At 39.7% G+C, this 21,507-nt stretch carries 19 protein-coding genes; 9 read left to right on the forward strand and 10 right to left on the reverse strand.

Annotated elements, in window-relative coordinates; all coding sequences use genetic code 11:
• Positions 1-2: 2 nt before the first annotated feature.
• From MLC52_RS00630 to MLC52_RS00650, 5 genes are read left to right on the forward strand one after another with little or no spacing between them, the layout of a single operon-like run.
• Entirely contained in the window at positions 3-281 is a 279-nt protein-coding gene (locus MLC52_RS00630; protein WP_151901352.1) for a hypothetical protein, read from the forward strand.
• 46 nt (positions 282-327) lie between these two features.
• A complete protein-coding gene (locus MLC52_RS00635) occupies positions 328-978 on the forward strand; it encodes an AMIN domain-containing protein (RefSeq protein ID WP_434580799.1) in 651 nt (216 codons plus the stop codon).
• A gap of 15 nt (positions 979-993) precedes the next feature.
• Complete coding sequence (locus tag MLC52_RS00640; protein ID WP_434580800.1) at positions 994-1,737, forward strand: DUF481 domain-containing protein; 744 nt, start codon at positions 994-996, stop codon at positions 1,735-1,737.
• Positions 1,738-1,756: 19 nt separating this feature from the next.
• Complete coding sequence (gene mgtE, locus MLC52_RS00645; RefSeq protein ID WP_151901349.1) at positions 1,757-3,085, forward strand: magnesium transporter; 1,329 nt, start codon at positions 1,757-1,759, stop codon at positions 3,083-3,085.
• Positions 3,086-3,099: 14 nt separating this feature from the next.
• The gene (locus MLC52_RS00650; RefSeq protein ID WP_151901348.1) at positions 3,100-4,140 is read left to right on the forward strand and encodes a CNNM domain-containing protein; all 1,041 of its coding nucleotides are present in this window, start codon (positions 3,100-3,102) and stop codon (positions 4,138-4,140) included.
• A 32-nt stretch (positions 4,141-4,172) separates the two neighbouring features.
• On the opposite strand, the gene MLC52_RS00655 is transcribed toward MLC52_RS00650, so the two are convergent.
• From MLC52_RS00655 to MLC52_RS00675, 5 genes are all read right to left on the reverse strand, one after another.
• Positions 4,173-5,354: an NAD(P)/FAD-dependent oxidoreductase gene (locus tag MLC52_RS00655; protein ID WP_434580802.1), complete on the reverse strand. Its 1,182-nt coding sequence runs from the start codon at positions 5,352-5,354 to the stop codon at positions 4,173-4,175.
• A 90-nt stretch (positions 5,355-5,444) separates the two neighbouring features.
• Entirely contained in the window at positions 5,445-6,317 is an 873-nt protein-coding gene (locus MLC52_RS00660; RefSeq protein WP_434580803.1) for a DMT family transporter, read from the reverse strand.
• The gene (locus tag MLC52_RS00665; protein WP_346389133.1) at positions 6,295-7,506 is read right to left on the reverse strand and encodes a dicarboxylate/amino acid:cation symporter; all 1,212 of its coding nucleotides are present in this window, start codon (positions 7,504-7,506) and stop codon (positions 6,295-6,297) included. The genes MLC52_RS00660 and MLC52_RS00665 overlap by 23 nt, the downstream gene beginning before the upstream one ends.
• A 169-nt stretch (positions 7,507-7,675) precedes the next feature.
• Positions 7,676-9,475, reverse strand: coding sequence for an asparagine synthase (glutamine-hydrolyzing) (gene asnB / locus MLC52_RS00670; RefSeq protein WP_434580805.1), 1,800 nt, complete (start codon positions 9,473-9,475; stop codon positions 7,676-7,678).
• The gene (locus tag MLC52_RS00675; protein WP_346389135.1) at positions 9,475-10,056 is read right to left on the reverse strand and encodes a class I SAM-dependent methyltransferase; all 582 of its coding nucleotides are present in this window, start codon (positions 10,054-10,056) and stop codon (positions 9,475-9,477) included. Before MLC52_RS00675 ends, asnB begins: the two co-directional genes overlap by 1 nt.
• A 588-nt stretch (positions 10,057-10,644) precedes the next feature.
• Between MLC52_RS00675 and MLC52_RS00680 the strand changes: the two genes are divergently transcribed.
• The 3 genes from MLC52_RS00680 to MLC52_RS00690 are packed head-to-tail and all read left to right on the forward strand — an operon-like array spanning position 10,645 to position 13,033.
• Positions 10,645-11,511 carry a ketopantoate reductase family protein gene (locus MLC52_RS00680; protein ID WP_434580807.1) on the forward strand — a complete coding sequence of 289 codons (867 nt, stop codon included), beginning with the start codon at positions 10,645-10,647 and terminating at the stop codon, positions 11,509-11,511.
• Positions 11,508-12,035 carry a peptide-methionine (S)-S-oxide reductase MsrA gene (msrA, locus tag MLC52_RS00685; protein ID WP_434580809.1) on the forward strand — a complete coding sequence of 176 codons (528 nt, stop codon included), beginning with the start codon at positions 11,508-11,510 and terminating at the stop codon, positions 12,033-12,035. Before MLC52_RS00680 ends, msrA begins: the two co-directional genes overlap by 4 nt.
• Before the next feature lie 41 nt (positions 12,036-12,076).
• Positions 12,077-13,033: an NAD(P)-binding domain-containing protein gene (locus MLC52_RS00690; RefSeq protein ID WP_434580811.1), complete on the forward strand. Its 957-nt coding sequence runs from the start codon at positions 12,077-12,079 to the stop codon at positions 13,031-13,033.
• Here MLC52_RS00690 and MLC52_RS00695 read toward each other — a convergent pair.
• The 4 genes from MLC52_RS00695 to topA all read right to left on the reverse strand — a co-directional run bounded on the left by MLC52_RS00695 (position 13,030) and on the right by topA (position 17,990).
• A complete protein-coding gene (locus MLC52_RS00695; protein WP_434580813.1) occupies positions 13,030-14,187 on the reverse strand; it encodes a cation:proton antiporter in 1,158 nt (385 codons plus the stop codon). The two genes, MLC52_RS00690 and MLC52_RS00695, sit on opposite strands and share 4 nt — an antisense overlap.
• Before the next feature lie 52 nt (positions 14,188-14,239).
• The gene (locus MLC52_RS00700; protein WP_151901334.1) at positions 14,240-15,085 is read right to left on the reverse strand and encodes a biotin synthase; all 846 of its coding nucleotides are present in this window, start codon (positions 15,083-15,085) and stop codon (positions 14,240-14,242) included.
• A complete protein-coding gene (locus MLC52_RS00705) occupies positions 15,078-15,605 on the reverse strand; it encodes a metallophosphoesterase family protein (RefSeq protein ID WP_434580815.1) in 528 nt (175 codons plus the stop codon). The genes MLC52_RS00700 and MLC52_RS00705 overlap by 8 nt, the downstream gene beginning before the upstream one ends.
• Positions 15,606-15,758: 153 nt before the next feature.
• Positions 15,759-17,990: a type I DNA topoisomerase gene (gene topA / locus MLC52_RS00710; protein WP_434580816.1), complete on the reverse strand. Its 2,232-nt coding sequence runs from the start codon at positions 17,988-17,990 to the stop codon at positions 15,759-15,761.
• A gap of 218 nt (positions 17,991-18,208) precedes the next feature.
• Between topA and MLC52_RS00715 the strand changes: the two genes are divergently transcribed.
• The gene (locus tag MLC52_RS00715; RefSeq protein WP_434580818.1) at positions 18,209-19,426 is read left to right on the forward strand and encodes a flagellin; all 1,218 of its coding nucleotides are present in this window, start codon (positions 18,209-18,211) and stop codon (positions 19,424-19,426) included.
• 20 nt (positions 19,427-19,446) lie between these two features.
• On the opposite strand, the gene MLC52_RS00720 is transcribed toward MLC52_RS00715, so the two are convergent.
• Positions 19,447-21,459: a 6-hydroxymethylpterin diphosphokinase MptE-like protein gene (locus tag MLC52_RS00720; protein ID WP_434580820.1), complete on the reverse strand. Its 2,013-nt coding sequence runs from the start codon at positions 21,457-21,459 to the stop codon at positions 19,447-19,449.
• Positions 21,460-21,507: the final 48 nt, after the last annotated feature.

Here is a 21,507-nt window from a genome sequence, read left to right on the forward strand (position 1 = left end):
TGATGAACAAAGAAGAACTTTTTGAAGAGATTGACACATCCCAGACAATTACTCAAAAATATCTGGGACTCTCTTTAAAAAAGTTTTTTCTCCTGTTTGCTCTGGTGATAGGACTGGGGATATATTTGGGTGTACTTTTGTACGGTACAAACTCCCTTGAAGTTCTCTTTGGTTTGCAGGAGTATGAGAACTATCTTCAAAATGAAGTGGTGCATTTGAAAAAAGAAAATGCTGAGCTTCAACGCGAGTATTTTGAACTCAAAGAAATTTCTGCACAATAATCATATAAATTTGCTATAATGTATTAAAAAAATAGGGTTTGTTATTATGATAAGAGTTTTGTTGTTTTTAAGTCTCTTTTTTATGATGCTTCATGCAAGAGAAAATCCCTTTTTCCCGGTACAGAGTGGACAGGATATCTCTTTAACATCCAATCAGACAACAAAACTGCCGATGCTCAAAAGAGCCACTGTGACATTACCTTCAACTGCACGAACGATTGAAAGTGTTACCGTGACATATAAAAACCTGGACGGTTCGATTGCACATAAAAAAGTCACTATCCAAAATGCGATAGACTGGCATTTGCCTGTTTTTATTTCACAAAACTATAATGAATCCGACAGTACACAGTTTATTGAAAAACAGATAAAAAAAAGCAGTGTAAAAATAAAATACAAAAAAGTCGCATCATTAAAGTTCATAGCATTTTATGTCAAAAAGAACAAACTCAAGATTGTGACAAAAGATAAAATGCTGAGAAATTTTTTGTTGGTAAAACCACATAGAATTGTCTGTGATTTTAAGCGTGATACCGATATAGGCAGCCTGATAAAAAGTTTAAAAGAGGGGTCGCTTTTTACAAAAATACGACTGGGAACACATAAAGGCTACTACAGGGTTGTGATAGAACTCGACGGGTATTACAGCTATAAACTGGATTATATCCGTGGCGGATATATAATTACACTTTTATAAAATACAAGGTTGTAGATGAAGTTTTTGATTATATTGGTACTGTTTTTGGTTAATTTGGAGGCTGTCATTACCATAGCACCAGTGGATATAGGAAAACAGCCAGGGCTGAGTGGCGGTGTTAAAGGCTCTTTTTCCACAACACGTGGCAATACCGATACCGATGAGTACAGTGCAGGATTGCGTATGATATATGACAATAACAGCTCCTATGTGACATGGAGCGATATAGCATTTAATTACGCGAAAGCATCAGGAGTGTTAAACAGACAAAACACGTATGCGCATCTGCGCTATATTCATACACTCTATAAGAAACATTTGAACTGGGAAGCTTTTGTACAGTCCCAGACAAACAAGTTTACAAAGATAGAAAAAAGGCTGTTAGCCGGTCTTGGCCTGAGATACCATACACAAATGCAGGGGTATGGAAACATTTATGTGGGATTAGGCTGTTTTAGCGAATATATCAGCTATACGACAAATGTTGATCCGAGTGAGCATAATTTAAGATTAAATATGTATATTGCATATAAAAACAGATTTAGCAGGAATGTGAGATTTTCATACATTGGCTACTACCAGCCCAGAGCAGATGTGGTGAGTGATACCATAGCATCCAACGCAGCAGAATTAAGAGTAACAATATACAAACAGCTTTCAATTAATTTTGAATTGACATACAATCAGGACACAAGGCCTGCTATTGGAGTAAAAAAATATGATTTTACCCAAAAGACAAGTTTTGTGTATGATTTTTAAAAAGAACATAAGATAACAGATGAAAGAACTGAATAAATATTTACAATCACACAGCAGCAGTGAAATGCACCCGGCTGAAATAGCAAAAATTTTAAAAGGCTTAAATGACAAAGATTTCAGTGAGGCTATAAAACTGGTTCCAAAAGACCTTGTAGGCGATGTTGCACTGGCTCTGCCTGACAGATATTTTGATGATGTGGTCGAAAATTTTAATGCAGAGGAACTTTCTCATGCTGTAAGTGAACTTGAATCGGATGATCAGCTTGAGTTTATGCAGGAGTTGGAAGATGTTGATGAAGATAAAGCTTCAGAAGTATTTCACAAACTTGATGCCGAAGACAAACATGAAATTGCAAAACTCAAAAAGTATGATGAAAATCAAGCCGGTGCTTACATGCAGCTTGAGGTGTTTACTGCAAAAGAGGATGAAATTGTTCAGGATGTCATTAAACGGTTTGCCCGTTTAAGAAAAGAGAATGAACTCGAAAATGTTCAAAATCTGTTTATAGTAGACAGCAACAACAGACTTTTGTATACTGTAGGTCTGGATGACCTGCTTATATTTGATTTTTCAAAGACTGTCAAAGAAAATATTGAGCAGAGTGAAGAGTCTTTTGAGCCTAAAAGTGCACGAGATACGGAAGATATCAAAGAGGTTGTCAACTATTTTAAAGAGTATGACCTTTCAGTTATGCCGGTTGTCAATGATGAAGGAATTCTGGTCGGTCGTATCACCTCTGACGATATTTATGACATCATTAATGAACATGCAACAGAGCAGATGTATAATCTTGCCGGTGTTGATGACGAAGCGGAAGAGGATGAAGATGTTCTCAAGGCGACGAAAAAGCGTGCAACATGGCTGGGAATCAATCTTTTAACAGCCATTGCCGCTTCTTTGGTTATCGGTTTGTTTTCAGACACGATTAACTCCATGGTTGCGCTTGCTGTTTTAATGCCCATAGTCGCTTCTATGGGAGGCAATGCCGGAACGCAGAGTCTGACAGTTGTTGTACGCCAACTCGCTTTGGGTGAAATATCGCAGACAGATGCCTTTAGAACCATAAAAAAAGAGGTTGTCATCTCCCTGATGAATGGTCTGCTTTTTGCTGTAGTAATGGGTATAATAGCATGGTTGTGGTTTCATATACCGATGCTTGGAGTAGTTATTGGATTAAGTATGATAATTAATCTGTTAATGGCCGGATTTTTTGGAGCAATGATTCCCTTGTTGCTCAAAATACTTGGCATAGACCCTGCTATAGGGAGTACTGTTATTTTAACAACAGTGACTGATGTTGTCGGCTTTTTCAGCTTTTTGGCATTGGCAAAATATATATTACTTTAAAGGAACTGTAAAACTTGGAACTATTACTCATATTTTTTCTTCTTTCTGTCGGCATTTCGTTTTTGTGCTCAATATTAGAGTCGGTATTACTCTCTATCAATATGTCTTATGTGGCAGTGTTAGAAAAAGAGAAACCTGCTGTAGGAAAGCTTCTTCGTCATCACAAAGAAGATATTCACAAATCAATTGCTTCGGTGCTTATTTTAAATACCATTGCTAATACTCTCGGTGCTGCGGCAGTAGGTGCACAGGCTTCAAAAATATTTGGGAATGATGCCGTTGTGTATGTATCAGTTGTATTAACTTTTGCAATTTTGTTTATATCTGAGATAATTCCAAAAACAATTGGGGCAATTTACTGGAAACAGCTGGCGCCTGTGGCAGCATATTTTATTCGGGTTTTTATATGGATTACATACCCTATAATACTGACGACCCTGGCTGTTACAAATAAAATATCCAAAGGGAAAAAGGATTCCAACTCTTTAACAAAACAGGAACTTCTTGAGAGTATGTTGATGAGTGAAGATGAAGGGGTGATAGATGAAAAAGAGTCAGATGTCATTGAAAATATACTGAATCTTGACAATATCAAAGTGAGTGAAATTCTCACGCCGCGAAGCGTTGTTTTTGCTTTGGATGAAGATATGCTCATCAAAGATGTTATCAAGACCCAGCCGGCAATTTTTAAATTTTCCCGGATACCGATTTTTAAAGGTTCCATAGAAAATGTAACAGGGCTGGTGCTGACAAAAAAGATATTTAAACAGGCACTTCAAGATGACAATGTACCTTTGTCTTATATCAAAAAAGAGATATTTATTATCAATGAAAACATACCGGTAAGCAAAGCACTGGATATGTTTATAAAGAAAAAAGACCATATGTTTTTAGTGACAGACAATTATGACCAGACAGAGGGAATAATCACTCTTGAAGACTGTATAGAAACAATACTGGGCTTGGAGATCATGGATGAGAGCGATACAACCGAAGATATGAGAGAGCTGGCAAAAAGAAAAATGAAACTCAAACGGAAGCTGAAAGAACGCTGAAAAGAGTGCAACACTCTTTAGGACAGCTACTTTTACATCCCGGGAATTCTAGGAATTTTACCGAGTTTAGAATTGCGGCAGTATAATCCCCAGGCTTTTTTCAGCCAGTGTCCAATGACAGGCATTGGCAGCATAAATGCACGCTTTTCGTCTCTGTAGACAAAGGCTGCACCGTCTCCGGTATCCATAACGCATAAAATATTCAAATGCTCATGGTAGCCTTTAAAATCAATGCCGCCGTTGTCACGCTGATCGATATTGTGTGCTGTATTTTTTGCCATTACCTCGGCAATATGACCCTGTTTTGCCCGCCAGTCGTATCCTTCGAGTGCTGCAACATCCCCAATGGCATAAATATTACTTAAAGAGCCATCCTCGTTTAAGACGCAGGAAAAGTCATCTGTTTTGACAAAGCCGGCCTCATTTGTCGGCAAGTCCGAATTCTTTATGACTTCATGCCCGTCACCGGCAGGAATGAACATGGTAAAATCGGAGGCGAGCTTTGTGTCATCTTCAAATACAATACCGTCTTTTTCAAACTGTTTGATTTTTTTGCCAAAGTGTTTTTGTATGTCTAGCTTTTTAAACATAACATCCATCATTTTCAGAGCCTGGGGGCCCATCCGTTTGCCGGGTTCAGCCATCGGAGCGAAAAAAGTCAGCTCAAAATTATCTCTGATGCCTTTTGCTTTGAGCATATTGTGCACATTAAAGAGGAGCTCAAATCCCGGTCCGCCACGCACTGCCGAACTGTCTTTCGGATTGCCTCCAAAGCCCATACAGATTTTGCCGCTTCCTTTTTTGACAAGGACGTCTAGAGCATCTCTGATTTGTAATGACTGTTCTGGTGCGCCACAGATAGAAAGTGTGTTTTCTATGCCCGGTGCTTTCATTTTTGCAGCACCCATGGCAATGACAAGATAGTCATAATCATCAAGAGTTCCTGAGTTTTTCAAAGTAACACTGTTTTCTTTTTTTGATATTTCGGTCACGTCGTCAATAACAAGGGTAAACCCGTGTGCATTTTGCAATTCTCGCAAATCAACACAGACGTTTTGGAATTCACTTTCATGTGTCGGTATCCAGATGGAAGTAGGATATATGTAAAAATAGTCTCTGTTACTGACTAAAGTAACATCATAATTCAGTTTTCTTAAGTGGATTGCAGCATCAACACCTGCAAAACCGCCTCCCAATATAAGTACTTTTTTCATCTTTTGGCCCTTTTATTTGTTACAGTTATAAGGTATATTATCTGATTTGATGTTAAAATTAGATTAAACTGGCTATTTTTATCGTCAGTTTTACTTTTTGTTTATAAAGTATACCGCAAACATACTGATAAGTCCACCAATAACTATATGTAACTGTAAGGGTTCGTCCAAAATAAACCAGGCAGAAAAAAGAGCAAAAAAAGGCACTAAAAACATAAAAGAGCTTGTCCTTTGACTGCCGAGTTTCCCGCTGGCAATAAAAAATATGGTTGTTGCGACAGTCTGTCCCAAAACGGCAAGATAAATCAGGGCAGTCCAAAATTTTACTCCCTGGGTAAAAACAGCACCAAGGTCTGCATTGAAGGCATATAAAAAACTGAAAAAAGTAGCTATGAGAGAAATTAAAAAGCTGTAATAGACCGGATGTATATGTTTTTGCGAATGCTGCGAAAGCAGAGTGACTCCTGCCCAGATGAGGGCACAGAGTAAAAAGTAGATATTTGAGCCGTGTAAAAAAAGAGAAAAATTGTTAAGCTGGAGTAAAACATAGCCGCCGACCAGCCCGAGCAAAAGCCCGAAATACTGCCGTGTTGAGAGTCTGCTCCTAAAAATCACAGCAACAAGCAAAAAGGTCATAATAGGGCTGAAGGTTGTGATGATGACACTGCCCGCACCCGCAAGACCGTACTTTATGCCTAAAAAAGAAAAAACCATAAAGGCTATATTTAAAAAAGAACTGCCGAGGATATATTTGAATGAGCCCTGAGTCAGTGTCAGTGGAATTTTAAAAAAGTAAAGAATGGGCAAAAATGCGAGGCTCATCAGAAAAAACCGCCAAAAGATGACGACATCCACCGGCATTGCTGTGGTGAGAATTTTTAAAGCTGTCCATCCGCCGCCCCAGAGCAGCATGGAAAAAATGAGCAGATACGCATAGCGTCTATCGTCGTTTTTCAAATTCATCAACTATTTTTGTAACAATCAAATCAGAGGTGACATTGAGTGAGGTACGACACATATCAAGAATTCTGTCCACGGCTACAATCAAAGCCATGTATTCAACAGGCAGTCCAAGCTGGTTGAGTATAATCACCATCATAACAAGCGAGGCACTCGGCAGGGCCGCAACACCGACACTGAGCGCGACAACGGTAATCCCTAAAAGAATCTGATCTCCCAAACTCAAAGCGACTCCCGCCAAATTGGCAATGTATAAAACAGCTACACTCAAATAGGCCGCTGTACCGTCCATGGAAACGGTAGCCCCCAAAGGCAGAACAAAAGAGGCAGTTTTTTTGTCTATACCGCCCATCTCTTCGGTAACACGCATACTCACAGGAAGCGTAGCCGCAGAAGATGCTGTGGAAAATGCCATAATCGGGGCTTCTCTTACATCTGAGAGATAGCTGTAGGGATTTACTTTTGTAAAAAAACGCAGGACTGCAGGTAAAGTAACAAGTCCATGAAAAATGATGACACCGATAACGACTAAAACATATTTGTAAAGCCCAAAGACAACATCAATTCCCTGCTCGGCAATAACATAGGAGATGAGCGAAAAAACACCGATGGGAGTAAGGAGTATCACCCACTCTGCCATTTTGAGCATAGCTTCACTGATGGCTGTAAAGAGGGTGCTGAGCGCCTCTTTTTGTTTTGGAACAAGGTAGAGAGATGCTACACCAAAAAGAATGGCAAATATAATAATCTGCATCATCTTGCCCTCAGAAAGAGCATGAAATATATTGGTAGGAATGAAGCTTAAAATCATATTCTCAAAAGAAAAAGGAGCCAGTGCTGCCGCTTTTTCATAGGCAAGACCACTGCTGCTGACATGCTCGCCAATGTGAAAAATATTCATGACAGCAATGGCGGCAGTAACGGCAAGAGCGGTTGTCAAAACATACAGCCCTATGGTTTTGAGGCCCATCCGTTTTAAATGTTCAATAGAACCGAGCCCAAGAATAGCGACAAATATACTGGCAAAAACAAGAGGCACGACAAGCATTTTCAAAAAATAGACAAAGGCGGTTCCTATCATCTTTTGTTTGAGGGCGAGTTCGGGAAAAAAAATGCCAAACAAAACACCCAAAACAATACCGAAGATGACAAGGGTATTTGTCGTTGCATATTTTTTTATTTTTTTGATCATTCTGCATTTCCTCTGTTTCTTTGTAAATATTATTGAGTTCTCGGAATCGGTACTTTCAGCCACTTTCAGCCCGCACTGAAGTACGGGTTCCGAACAACACATCTTCCGCTTTTCCGGAATCGGTACTTCAGTGCCGACTGTTGCTTCTTCCTGCTATTCTCAGCCCGGACTAAAGCAGATTTTTCTTTATCCAATACGATAGTACATAAAGTCCCCATACATGCTGCTTAAAACTCCCCCTTGATGCGGTGTTTATATATTCGTCTAACTTTTTTTTGTGAAACATCCCTGTTTGCACATTGACCTCTTGAATGAGATCAATTTTTTTGGAACTGATGAGATACTCCATATAAGGATTGGAAAAGCCTTTTTTCTTCCGTGTGAGTATCTTATCAGGAAGTTTGTCTGTCATGATTTGCTTTAAGAGTGATTTTGTGATGCCGTCTTCATAACGCAGCTTTGGATCTATGCCAAAAATTAAAGATGCCAGTTTATGGTCCAAAAACGGGGTACGGGATTCTATGGAGTGTGCCATGGAAACACGGTCAAGTTTGGTTAAAAAATGCTCCGCCTGAAAAATATTGAGGTCAATATAGCTGTACCAAATACTTTCATCACTGTGGGCAGAGGCTTCAAAGCGTTCTCTGTAACTTTGCAGGTATTTGAGGCTTTCGTTATCTTTGACATTGCGCCTGAGAAGCTGGTTTTTTTGCAGGTCCGTAAATTTTTCACCGCTTGTACGAAAAAGAAGCGAGTCGTCAAAAATCCGCTTGTACCACTCCCACTCTCTGTTCATTGAAAAATTGGCACGGAAATATTTTTTGAGCCAGTTTTTGTGTGCCAAACCTGCGGCATTTTCAATGTCTAGATACTCAAAATACTGTCGGTAGCCTAAAAAAAGCTCATCCGCACCCTCTCCGCTGAGTACAACTTTGTATCCGTCTTTTTGAATACGCTCAAACAACAGATACAAAGGCACGGCAGCAGGATCATTAAGCGGTTCGTCAAGTGTATCTAACACTTTGTCGCTTGCACGGATAAAATCATCTTCATCTATTTCCACCTGGATGTTGTCCAAACCTAAAAACTCAGCACTTGCTTTGGCATTTTTTCTCTCATCATATTTTGCAAATTCTTTATAACCGAGTGTATATGTTTGCAAATGTGTGTTGTTTTGTTTGGCAAAATAGTTGAGTGTTGCAGAGTCTATACCACCAGAAAGCAGTGATGCCATAGGAACATCACAGTCTAAGCGCAGATGAATGGAATATTCTAACTCTTCTCCTAACACACGCAAAGCTTCGTGTTTGTTTGTTATAATGTTTGGAGTGACATCAAGCAGGTCAAAGTAGCGTTTACATGTAACACGACCCTCTTTACATGTAAGGTACTCGCCTGCAGAAAGTTTTTGAATACCCTCGTAAAAAGTATGCGGCGGAGTCGGCGCCAAAAAAGAGAGATAAGAGAGCAGAGCATCATTGTTGAGTTTACATGTAGACAAAAAAGGCTTGAGCGCTTTGATTTCCGAGGCAAAAACAAAACTTTCCCCTTGCATATAAAAAAGCGGTTTTTTTCCGAGTCTGTCACGAAAAAGGTAAAGTGTGTCATCATCCATTAAAGCAATGGCAAACATACCGCGCAGATGCTGGACAAAATCAACGCCCCATTTCAGATAAGCGGCGATGATGACTTCACTGTCGCTGTGTGTCTGAAAGTCAAAATCAAGTTCTCTTTTTAACTCTTTAAAGTTATATATCTCTCCGTTGAATGAGAGCAAAATATTGTTGTATCTGCGCGGTTGATGGCTTCTGTGATGGCCATCAACAATGCTGAGGCGCTGATGGGCAAAAAAGAGATTTTTCTTTTGCACAATACCACAGTAATCAGGTCCACGATGCACAAGAAGAGACAAGGCGCTTTTTGCCTGATTCTCATTATATTCGCCGATTATGCCAAAAACTGCACACATTATTTGAAAAATCCTACGGTAATGTCATGTTCTATGTAGCCCTCTGTCAAACGGGTATGCTTTACATGTAAGCTTTTTGCAAGGGTATGGATGGTGTCTATATTTATATAATTATAAACATCACTCTCTTTGTCGCCGTAGAGGGCATTGAAAATAAAACCTTTTTTTGAAGAGGCAAAGCAGTTGCGTACAAAAAGCTGTGTTTCAAAAGGTGTGAGTATATTGAGTGCACCGCTGCAGATGTAATAGTCTGCCACAGGAAGTCTGGCTTTTGTTATATCGGCACGGATGATTTCACACGCTGTTTTTTCGCGGGCAATGTCGCACATCTCCTGGAGCGAATCTATGCCGATATATTTGTTTACATGTACACCGTTGTTTTGTAAAAATCTGTAAAAATCTCCAAAACCGCAGCCTGCATCGACGATGGTACTCTGTGTAAGATCATCGCCGAGCATCTCTAAAATTTTGTCAAACCGTATACTTTGATGCGCATCAGAGGACCAGTGCAGACCGCATGCGGAGATGCCGTGCTTTTGAAGTGCTGCTGTGTAAAATTTTTCACTGTCTATACGCGGCATATGACTCCTTTTTTACTTTTGCTATTATATAATAGTTATGTAAAAAAGCCGGCATTTCGGAACCCGTACTTCAGTGCGGGCGAGAGTGGGTTGAAAGTTGCAATAGTCGGCACTGAAGTACCGATTCCGGAAAAGCGGAAGGTGTATTGTTTGGAACCCGTACTTCAGTGCGGGCGAGAGTGGCTTGAAAGTTGCAATAGTCGGCACTGAAGTACCGATTCCTGGAAAGCGGAAGATGTGTTGTTCGGAACCCGTACTTCAGTGCGGGCTGAGAATGGCTTGAAAGTTGCAACAGTCGGCACTGAAGTACCGATTCCTGGAAAGCGGAAGATGTGTTGTTCGGAACCCGTACTTCAGTGCGGGCGAGAGTGGCTTGAAAGTTGCAACAGTCGGCACTGAAGTACCGATTCCTGGAAAGCGGAAGGTGTATTGTTCGGAACCCGTACTTCAGTGCGGGCTGAGAATGGCTTGAAAGTTGCAACAGTCGGCACTGAAGTACCGATTCCGGAAAAGCGGAAGGTGTATTGTTCGGAACCCGTACTTCAGTGCGGGCGGGGTATCTTAAAAATTGAAACAGAGGAAATATATATGAGAATTGCAATAGTCGGTTTAGGCGGTGTCGGCGGATATTTGGCGGCGTCCTTTGCAAAAAGCGGTTTGGATGTGACGGGTTTTGCACGGGGAGAACATCTCAAAGCCATACAGAAAGAGGGAATAAAGATTACAGAAGATGAAATAGAGTGGCGTGTTCCTTTACATGTAAAGCATCCGGATGAAGCGGAGGGCATATATGATGTTGTGATGTTTTGTGTCAAAAGTTATGATTTGGGAACTTCTTGCAAACGCATGCAAAATCACATCAACGCAGACTCGATTCTGCTCTCTTTTTCAAACGGGGTCAATAACGGTGATGTATTGTGTGCATGCTGTGATGCCAGAGTGCTTGACGGCTGCATCTACATCCTTTCGCATATTGAATCCCCGGGTGTGATTCGCAAAAAAGGAAAAGTCTTTGCAGCACTCTTTGGAGGAGAAGATGAGGCGGCTGTCCAAACTGTGGCAGATATATTTCAAAAAGCCGGCCTGCGTTACAAAACACCGCAAAATATCAAAGAAGCCTTGTATAGAAAATATATATTTATTGCCGCTTTTGCGACATTGACCTCATATTACAATACAGGTATCGGCACGATTTACGAAGAACATTATGAGGAGGCAGAAAGACTTTTAACAGAAATTGCCGAATTTGCAAAAGAGACACAGGGCATAGATATTTTCGATGAGGTGCAAAAGTCTTTGGAAACGGCAAAAAAAGTGCCTTATGATGCTTCTACGTCCATGGCTCTTGATTTTAAAAACGGCAAAAAAACTGAGCTTGAGAATTTAAGTGGATATGTTCAAAAGCCTTTTATGCAAAAACTCTATAATGAGTTAAAAAAGAGAGAAAACAAATGAAAAAAGAGCGAATTGTACTAGGCGGCGGGTGTTTTTGGTGTATAGAAGCGGTGTACAGAAATGTCAAGGGGGTACTCTCGGCGGTGAGCGGCTATGCCGGAGGTGCCCGAGCCAACCCGAGTTATGAAAACGTCTGTTCAGGTGCAACCGGACATGCCGAAATTGTTGATATTGCCTATGACGCAGATGTTATCAGTCTGAGTGAGATTTTGGATATATTTTTTGAAATTCATGATCCGACTACGCTCAATGCCCAGGGCGCAGACAAAGGAACACAGTACCGTTCTGTTATTTACTATGGGGATGAAGCACAAAAAAAAGTGATTGAAGATTCTATTGCAAAACATCAGCAGGACTTTTCCGATAAGATAGTAACTGAGGTAAGCCCTTTGCCCGAGGTTTATCCGGCAGAGCCGTATCATCAGAACTATTATAATTTAAATGCTTCGCAAGGCTACTGCCAGGTGGTTATCGCGCCAAAACTGCAAAAATTTATGACAAAGTTTCCTGATAAATTAGCCTAAATGTGATAAACTATGATTAGATTATCATAGAGGCGGTTTTTATGGAAAAAATATATGAATTGGCTATAGTCGGTGCCGGACCTGCGGGGATTGCCACTGCTGTTGAAAGTTACCTTCAGGGTGTCCGTGATATTGTGCTGCTTGAAAAAGACACAAATCACAACTCGACTATTCGTAAATATTACAAAGAAAACAAGCGTGTGGATTTGGAATGGAAAGGACAAAAAGTCGAACTCAACGGCCGTATCCATTTTATAGACGGTACCAAAGAGACGACACTCGATTTTTTTGATGAAATTTTAAAAGAACATCTCGTAGAACTGCAAACAGAGGTGGAAGTGCAGTCTATAGAAAAAAAAGAAGACTACTTTGAAGTCCACATGGCAGGTAGGAGCATTAAGGCAAAAAATGTAGTTGTGACCATCGGACGGATGGGGAAGCCAAACAAACCGAGCTACAAAATCCCCCCAACTATACGAAAGAAAATTAACTATACAACAGATGAATGCTCACAGGGAGAAAAGATTCTTGTTGTCGGAGGCGGTGACAGTGCTGTAGAGTATGCAGTTGATTTAAGTGAGCATAATGATGTGTCCATTTGTTACAGACGGGAGAGTTTCCGCCGGGCAAATCCTACGAATCAAAGAAATATTGCCGATGCGATTGCACAGGGAGATGTCCGACCGATTTTAGGTATAAATATCAACGGTCTCGAAGATGACAAGGGCAGAGTCAAAGTGCTTTTCAGCGAAAGAGAACCTGAAACATTTGACAGAGTTATCTATGCCATAGGCGGAACGACACCAAGTACATTTTTGGCAAGTTCGGGCATAGAAGAAAAAGACGGCAAACCTGTACATGATGAACATTATGAGACAAACATCAAAGGACTTTTTGTTGCCGGAGATATTACTCAGGAGAGCGGCGGAAGCATTGCGCTTGGACTCAATCACGGCTATGATATTGCCAGATATATTAAAGGAAAAAGTGAAATTTAGTCTTTTGCTTTTCGCATTTTATAAATATGTATGAGTTTGATAATAATCATGACACTGATAACCTGAAACAGTGCGGCCAAAATAAAAGCATAATAGTGCAACTGATCAATAGAGTTGGCGGTATATGCCAGAGTGGCCATCGCAATAAGCAGGGTCAAAGGCATAGAGTGGGAAAGTCCAAAAAGAACCGTGTCAATTAGTCCGAGCTCTTTTATAAACACCAAAGAGGCAATAAGCCGCATAAGAATCATTACCACTGTGATGATGACAGCCTCCCGTATGAGTCCGTTGATCCAGAGGGCGTTGAGGTCAAAAGAGCTCCCGATATGAATGAAAAATATAGGGATTAAAAATCCAAATCCGAAAGAAGCAAGCTTCTCAGGCAATTCATGTTTGTGCTCAAAGAAAGTCGGAATGAAGATACCGGCTAAAAAAGCCCCAAAAGCAAGTTCAAGATGCAAAAAGAGCATAGCCCCTATAAGCAGAAAAAATATTCCCATAGAGAGACGGATGTCCTGTTCTTTGTTGTCATTGTGAGGCATAAGGGCAATAGCGACTTTGGGAAACCACCAAAACAGAAGCTGCATAGAGCGAAAAAGAAGAAACATAAAAAGCAAAAATGCCAAAAGGGCCATGATTGTTTGAAAAAGTCCTAATCCAAAACCAGACTTCAGTGCTGCAGAGCTTATAGTAAGTATCACAATACTTGCAACTTCACCTATGCCCCCGACTGTCATGGAAAGAGCAATCCAGGGTGTTTTTCCATACTCTTTGGCCAGTGTGGCGACAAGTCCTACAGATATGAGAGGTAACAAAACGATAAAGATTTTTCCCAAATCAAACTGTACGGAAAAGGCGATGGAGAATCCATAAAGTACTGCAAGATAGACAACAACCTTTTTCATAACAGAGACAGGTGTTTTGAGTACATTTTTTAAATTGATCTCTGTTCCTGCAATAAACATCAGATATAAAAACCCGAATTCAGCGACTAAGTCAAAAAGATGTTCATCATGCAAGAAGCCTACATATCCTAAAAGAGAACCTAAAATAATTTCAATGGGTGTTGTAGGAAGCCGTAAAATTTTGGCAAAAAACGGAGAAAAAATGATGATAAGTGATATGGTAACAATCAGTATAATATTATCAGTCATACTTTTCTCCTTTTTTTTTAACAATTCGGGTTATAACCCGTGTGCAGGGCTTTTATTGCACACTTTTTGCAATATCAAGACCAAGAGACTGCAACATTGCCAGATCCTGACTCATAACACGTCCTTTTGTGGTGAGGTAGTTTCCTATCACGATGGAATTTGCTCCGTTTTGAAAAATTTCTGCCTGACGTTCTTTAAACATAAGTTCGCGACCGCCGGCAACCATAATCCTCTCGGCATCACAAAGTGTTTCGCGTGTCAACCTGATGAGTGCGAGGGCTTCATCCACTGTTAAAGGATTTGGTTCAAGTTCAAGTGCAGGGTTGTGATGATAAAAGTTAACAGGAACCGAAGCAGGGTTGAGTGATTTGAGAGATTCGAGCATAGAAATTCTGTCTTCTTGTGATTCACCTAGCCCGAAAATTCCACCGCTTATGAGTACCAAGCCGGCTTTATTGACATTTTGGCAGGTTTCATATCGTTCACTCCAGGGATGGGTTGTACAAATTTGCGGATAAAAGGCTTCACTTGTCTCAAGGTTGTGATTATAGGCTTTGATACCTGCCTCTTTGAGTGTGAGGAGCTGCTCAACACTTGCTGTGCCGTTACAGGCGATGAGACGTAATTCAGGGGCGACTTTTTGTACCTCTTTGGCAACATCACAAACAAATTTGAGTGTTTTGTCAGTTAAACCTTTATCTGCAGTGACAAGACAAAATCCAAGGGCTCCGTTGTCTCTTGCCGTAATGGCTTCTTGACAGATGGCATCCACAGGCTTTTGTTTGTAACGTTCTATATCTGCTTTGTAGCGCACACTTTGCGAACAAAACTTACAGTCTTCTTTACATGTACCGCTGTTGATATTACAAATGGAACATAAAAATATTTTTTCACTCACTTTTTTGCCTTTCATAAGAAAAAGTTTTTGTGAGCATATACTGCTCCTGCTCTTTCTTTTTTGTATAGTATTTTACTATAAATTTTTTTTCTAAAACTTCAAGCATGGCACACTCAGAAAGCGGTTTGTTTCGTGCGCACACTTCACCGGGGTTTAAAAAGAGTGTACCCCCTGCAAACTCTACTTCAAACTGATGTGTATGTCCAAAGATGACAACCTCGGCATCTCTGCTCATATAAAAAGGCAGGTGCATCAACTTGAATTTTGTATTTGCCAGTTTAAAATAGTAGGGTTCCTGAACCAGGTGGTACCTGTTATGATATTGTACTAAATGGGCATCATTGTTTCCGTAAACGGCTATATATTTTTTCCCGCATGCTTCAAGCAGGTCCAGTACCTCTTTTTCGACAATATCTCCGGCATGTATAATAAACTCGGCTCCGTTTTGCACCAAAAAATCAAGGGCGGCTTTTGCCTTTTTGACTTTTTTATGTGTATCGGAGAGTATGCCTATTTTCAATTTTTTATCCTCTGCTTCTGTAACTTCTCTGCCACTTTCGCCCGCACTAAAGTACGGGTTCCGAGGGTATTGCGGAATCGGTACTTTCTATGCTAAAGCATGACTTGTGAAAAAAACTAAATTTTTTTCTGTAGTGCCGACTGAGTAGGGATTTTAAGCCTTGTCTATCTCTTCTCTTGGTGTACGCGCTTTACACTTCACACATTCGTACACCTCTTTATTTCTGTAGGTACGAGGCGCAAGTACACCTGTGCATCCTTTTTCTTTACATTTAATGGTTGTCGGCTCAAACTTTGAGATAAATTTGCAGTCAGGATAGTTTTCACAGCCCCAAAAAGGGCCTCTGCGAGAGTTTTTCAGGCTGATTTTTCCGCCGCAGTCAGGACAAGGAGTCTCACTCACTTTCTCTTCGACATTAATACTTTTTGTATTTTTGCATTCAGGGTAGTTTGAACATGCAAGAAATTTTCCGTTGCGGCCATTCTTTTCTATCATATCCGCACCGCATTTGTCACACTTTTCATCGGCAGTTGTCTCTTTTTTCTCAACAGGATTGCCCTCTTCGTCACACTGCTCTGTATATTTGCATTTTGGAAAACCGGAGCATGCGATGAAGTTTCCAAAACGTCCGCTTCTCAGAAGCAGTTCATGTTCGCCGCATTTAGGGCAGGTGCGCCCAAGCGGTTTGGCAAGTTTGAGCGAGACAATGTTTTCTTTTCCTGCTTCTATCTGCTTCATGAATTTTTCATAAAACTCAAGGAGCAGTTTCTGCCAGTCCACTTTGCCTTCGGCGATTTCATCGAGTTCTTCTTCCATTTCAGCCGTAAAGTTAATATCAACGATATTTGGAAAGTTTTTCTCCAGAATCTCTGTCACGGTAAAAGCGATTTCTGTCGGGATAATCTGCTTTTTTTCTATGGTCACATAGGTACGGTTGGAGAGTGTCGCAATTGTCGGGGCATAGGTCGATGGACGCCCGACGCCTTCTGATTCGAGTTTTTTAATCAGACTTGCTTCAGAGTAACGCGATGGCGGTTCTGTGAAATGCTGTTCGGGTTTTACACTCTGAATTTCAGCTTTGTCACCCTCTTTTAAAGTAGGTAAAAGTTTGTCTTTGTCTTCTGCTCCCGTGACCGCATAAAAACCGTCAAAAATGAGTTTTCGTCCGCTTGCACGGAATTCATTTTCATTGCCTCTAAAGATAATGCTTTGCTGCTCAAAGAGCGCATCTTCCATTTGACATGCCATAAAACGCTCATATATGAGGCGGTAGAGTTTGATTTCATCAGCTTTTAAAAATTTTTGTGCCACTTCGGGTGTAAACTGCAGCATAGTCGGGCGGATGGCCTCGTGTGCCTCCTGTGCGCCTTTTGATTTTTTCGTATAAACCTTTGGTTCTTTCGGCAGGTATTTCTTGCCGTAACGGCTCTCAATGATGCCTCGAACTGCACCCACGGCTTCTTGTGCGAGGTTGAGTGAATCGGTTCTCATATAGGTAATGACCCCTGAAGTACCGTCTGGAGTTTTGACACCTTCATACAGAGTCTGGGCGACCATCATGGTTTTTTTCGGGGTAAATCCGAGTTTGCTTGAAGCAGCCTGTTGCAGGGTTGAGGTCATAAATGGCGGCGGTGTGGCACTTTTTCGCTGTTTTGTCTCAATTTTTGCAATTTTGAAGTCATCATTTTTGACACTTTGGGCAATTGCCTCTGCCTGTTCTTTGTTCTCTATGGAGAGTTTGGAGATTTTTTGCTCTTTGTGTTTGATAAGATTGGCTTCGATATTTGGCTTGAAAAGAGTGTCAATGGTCCAGTATTCCTGAGGAACAAAGGCTTTGATTTCGCGTTCACGATCTACGACAAGCTTGAGTGTCGAGCTTTGCACACGCCCGCCACTTAAGCCTTTTTGAATTTTAGAAGCAAGCAGAGGCGAGAGCTTGTAGCCTACAATACGGTCAAGCAGACGACGGGCCTGTTGGGCATTTACCATGTCCATGTCTATTTTTCTTGCATTCTCAAGTGCATGCTTGATGGCTGTTTTTGTAATCTCATGAAAGACAATACGCGGGAGTGTTTCGGGGTCTTTTTTGATAGCATGGGCAATATGCCACCCAATTGCTTCTCCCTCGCGGTCCTCATCGGTCGCGATGTAAATTGTGTCGGCTTTTTTGGCTTTTTCTTTTATCTCTTTGACAGTTGGCGCATTTTCTTTGGCGACAGAGTATTTGGGAATGATTTCATGAGTTTCTTCATCAATTGTAATTCCAAAACGGGATTTTGGCAAATCCCGGATGTGTCCTTTTGAGGCAATGACATCATAGTTTTTGCCTAAAAAGTTCTTGATAGTACGGGCTTTTGCGGGTGATTCGACGATTATTAAGTTCAAATAGTTTTCCTATATATAGTATAGTGATTTGGTTTTTGGTTTTGGAAGTGTAGCGAAAAAGAATAAAATAAGGAAATATTTTTAAATTTATAAAATTTGCAAAAAAAATTAAAGTTATTTTTTTGACTGACGATATTGTTACAGTCTCAAGGCAAGGATGCCTTTTAGAGAACAAAAAATACAAAGAGCGAAAGCTCTTCCATAGAAAAGGATTTATTATGGGTTTTAGAATTAACACAAACGTTGCGGCAATGAATGCATTGCGTAATGCAACACAGACAAACTTGGGTTTAGACAAAAGTTTAAATGCTTTATCTTCAGGTCTGCGTATTAACAAAGCGGCAGATGATGCTTCTGGTATGGCAATCGCCAACTCACTGCGTCAACAGGCACAGGGTCTCGGTCAGGCTATCAACAATGCAAATGACGGGATTGGTGTTGCACAGACTGCTGACGGTGCTTTGGATGAGTATACTAAAATTATTGATACTGTCAGAACGAAAGCAATTCAAGCAGCGTCTGACGGGCAAACATTAGATTCTCGTAAAAAAATTCAGGCGGATATTGACAGACTTCTTGAAGAGGCACAGAACATTGCTTCAACGACTTCATTTAATGGTCAGACACTTTTAAACGGTGCATACCAAAATAAATCATTCCAAATTGGTGCATATTCCGGAGAGACTGTAAAACTTTCCATTAGTGATACACAAACCTCACAAGTAGCTGAGTTTTCTTTAGCTGAAACAAGTGTTGGTTTTTCAAGACTTAGTGGTGCTGCAAACAGTGCTGGTGGATCAGCTTCACTTTCTGTTACAGTTGTAAATGCTGATGGGACGACTGCTACAGTATCTACATCTACTATCTCTTTTGCTTCTGGTGCTGATCTTTCCGGATATGAGATAGCGCAGGCTGTTGTTGACAAGTTTAATCAACAGGCACAGGTTGCAGGTGCGGATGTAAGAGCTTCAATCATTGAAGCAACAGGCTCGACTGTAAATAATCCGGAGTATGGAATCCGTATAGATTCTGCTGGTGATTTAGCTGGTATGACACTTGGTGATGGTGTTACAGATGGAAAATCAACTGCAATTATTGCAAATACTGCTGCCGGTTTAAATAACAACTTGTCAACAGTTGATGTAACTACTCGTAGAGATGCACAAAAAGCAATTACTATTGCTTCGTATGCACTAAAAGATATAGATGCAACACGTTCAGATATTGGTTCGGTTCAAAATCAGCTTGAATCTACAGTGAGAAATATATCGATTACACAGGTGAATGTCACAGCTGCAGAATCTCAAATTCGAGATGTCGACTTTGCTGCGGAAAGTGCAAACTTCTCTAAATTGAATATTCTTGCACAGTCAGGTTCATATGCTATGAGTCAGGCAAATGCCGTTCAACAAAATGTTTTAAGACTACTTCAGTAGTTTTTATAAATTCTCAAGCTTTATGCTTGGGAATTTTCTTTTTCCAGCACTTTGAGTACATGTAGATCTTTTTCATAGGTCTCTATAATCTTTTTAACATTTTTTACAAAAATAGCATGAAATTTTTTTGTGAATTTTTTTGGGTTTTTTAACTCTTTTGTATTAAAAAAATCATCTGCATAGGGTGTAGTATTCATATAATATATGGTCATTAAATCTCTGAGTTCAAAGATGCACTCGTGATTACACATTGCGCTTACCATTTCTATAAGATTAAGTTTAAACATTAAGCTGTCACTGTGCGGAGCATTTTTAAATGTTTCAAGAAGGGCCAAGTAATCTTTAATCTGTCCAATACGACAGTAAATACCATCTATTTCATTTTGATCAAGTTCTGTTGTAGATAAAGTGTCAAAATATTTTTTCATTTCTTTTCTCAAAAGTATTTTGTTTTGTTTTTGTGGTAACGTTACATCTTTAAGAGGGGTTGGGATTGTCTGATCAAGTTTACATCCATCTGAAAGATTGTAGATATTTTGGATGGGTGTTTTGTACTTTCGTGTAAAGTAGTTAATAACAGGGATGGAAAGCATAAACAAAGGAGTAGAATTAACCTTTTCTTTGAAGTTGCCTGTTATTTGCAGGACAGCATCGCCAAGGTGAAAATCTTGATTTTCTTTTGTTTGTATTTTCTTATTTTCGATGGAGCGCGCCTTAAAATGATCAGGCGTATGGGATAACCCATCATCACTAAGTGCCAAGTCTATCCCTAAAAGATAAATTTCCGGTGCATTAAAGATAAGTGCAAATGCATGGATGGAGTCTCCCACGCTAGAAACTGTTAAGGTGCTACGGGAGAGTTTGTATTTTGTTCTATCCTCATGCAGATAAATGTTTTCTTTTTTGAAGTGCTCAAACAGCTCACCAGAAACAGAAGCGCTAAAAAAGAGGAGTGTATCATCCAAAAAGCTTAAATCGCCCAAATTTTTAAGCATTTCATGTGTTGTATATACATTTTCATCAATTTGAACAGCAATATCTGGAGTGACACCGACACGTTTAAGTGTATTGAGTGCTGTAAAAGCAGCGACAATTATAAATCTGTCTTGATTGTCTTTTACCCATTGTGCATTTTTATAAAGAGAGGGTCCTGCTCCTAAAACAAGCCATGCCTTTTCTTGAAATATTGTATCACTTTCTCTTTTACGCAAATCAAGAAATTTATATTCTGCATTGATTCTGTCCAAAACTTTTCTGTTTTTTTCTAAAAGACGATTATGAGAATAAGTTGCTTCTGGTCGGGAGATAAGAATAGCTTGAATCTCTCGAATTTTTGCTTCATATGCAGAGGAAAAAAGATGAAACTTTATGAATTGGTTTTTGAAAAAAGCATTGGTATAAAAACCGTTAAAACATTCTCTAAAGCTACCTGCATTATCAGCAATTGAAAAAAAACTTGTTGTATCCATAAGTGCCTGTTTATAATCAATTGTAAAAAGAGAAAGGCGAAAAAGTTCCAGATTGTCTTCTACTATAAGCACTACTTGAAAATCATATTTTTTGATAGCTTTTGGAATATGTAACCCAAGACCCACTCCTAAAAATATAAACTTGTCAAGTTCTTTCATATGACTGGAGTCGTTAATATTTTTATGATAAAGTTCATATATTTCTGCTGTAGTTGCAAAGTTCGTATAGGCATTTGCATTTTTTATTGTCTCAAAAGAAGCTTTTTCAAAGTTTATTTTTCGTAAACTTCTAAAGCTTTGGTCATTCTTTTTTAAGTTGATATTGTCTACAATTTTTTGTGAGAAGTCCTGAGAATTCGTATTGTATAGTTTTGCACCGCTTGAAAGTTCTACAACATCAAAATAGCCATTTTCATATACAAGATCATATTTGGCAGAGAGTTTTCCGTTATTGAGCAAACTTTCTAAAGCTAGAATTTTATTAGAAACTTTTTCATTATATTCTTTAAAAAACTCAATATTTTTTTGATAATTTTTAATAGCCTGCTCTTCTATATTTTGCATAAATATCCTTTCATATGTATTGCAAGCATAAAATATACCAAAATTAAT

The sequence above is a fragment of the Sulfurimonas sp. NW15 genome (assembly GCF_051132285.1).
GTDB classification, from domain to species: domain Bacteria; phylum Campylobacterota; class Campylobacteria; order Campylobacterales; family Sulfurimonadaceae; genus Sulfurimonas; species Sulfurimonas hydrogeniphila.

Excerpts from the sequence above, each read along its gene's own strand:
- msrA (WP_434580809.1), top strand. The coding sequence starts at position 11,508 with ATGAAAAAAGAGCGAATTGTACTAGGCGGCGGGTGTTTTTGGTGTATA.
- mgtE (WP_151901349.1), top strand. The coding sequence starts at position 1,757 with ATGAAAGAACTGAATAAATATTTACAATCACACAGCAGCAGTGAAATG.
- MLC52_RS00695 (WP_434580813.1), bottom strand. The coding sequence starts at position 14,187 with ATGACTGATAATATTATACTGATTGTTACCATATCACTTATCATCATT.
- MLC52_RS00715 (WP_434580818.1), top strand. The coding sequence starts at position 18,209 with ATGGGTTTTAGAATTAACACAAACGTTGCGGCAATGAATGCATTGCGT.
- MLC52_RS00680 (WP_434580807.1), top strand. The coding sequence starts at position 10,645 with ATGAGAATTGCAATAGTCGGTTTAGGCGGTGTCGGCGGATATTTGGCG.
- asnB (WP_434580805.1), bottom strand. The coding sequence starts at position 9,475 with ATGTGTGCAGTTTTTGGCATAATCGGCGAATATAATGAGAATCAGGCA.
- MLC52_RS00630 (WP_151901352.1), top strand. The coding sequence starts at position 3 with ATGAACAAAGAAGAACTTTTTGAAGAGATTGACACATCCCAGACAATT.
- MLC52_RS00690 (WP_434580811.1), top strand. The coding sequence starts at position 12,077 with ATGGAAAAAATATATGAATTGGCTATAGTCGGTGCCGGACCTGCGGGG.
- MLC52_RS00665 (WP_346389133.1), bottom strand. The coding sequence starts at position 7,506 with ATGATCAAAAAAATAAAAAAATATGCAACGACAAATACCCTTGTCATC.
- MLC52_RS00655 (WP_434580802.1), bottom strand. The coding sequence starts at position 5,354 with ATGAAAAAAGTACTTATATTGGGAGGCGGTTTTGCAGGTGTTGATGCT.
- MLC52_RS00720 (WP_434580820.1), bottom strand. The coding sequence starts at position 21,459 with ATGCAAAATATAGAAGAGCAGGCTATTAAAAATTATCAAAAAAATATT.
- MLC52_RS00675 (WP_346389135.1), bottom strand. The coding sequence starts at position 10,056 with ATGCCGCGTATAGACAGTGAAAAATTTTACACAGCAGCACTTCAAAAG.
- MLC52_RS00640 (WP_434580800.1), top strand. The coding sequence starts at position 994 with ATGAAGTTTTTGATTATATTGGTACTGTTTTTGGTTAATTTGGAGGCT.
- MLC52_RS00635 (WP_434580799.1), top strand. The coding sequence starts at position 328 with ATGATAAGAGTTTTGTTGTTTTTAAGTCTCTTTTTTATGATGCTTCAT.
- MLC52_RS00660 (WP_434580803.1), bottom strand. The coding sequence starts at position 6,317 with ATGAATTTGAAAAACGACGATAGACGCTATGCGTATCTGCTCATTTTT.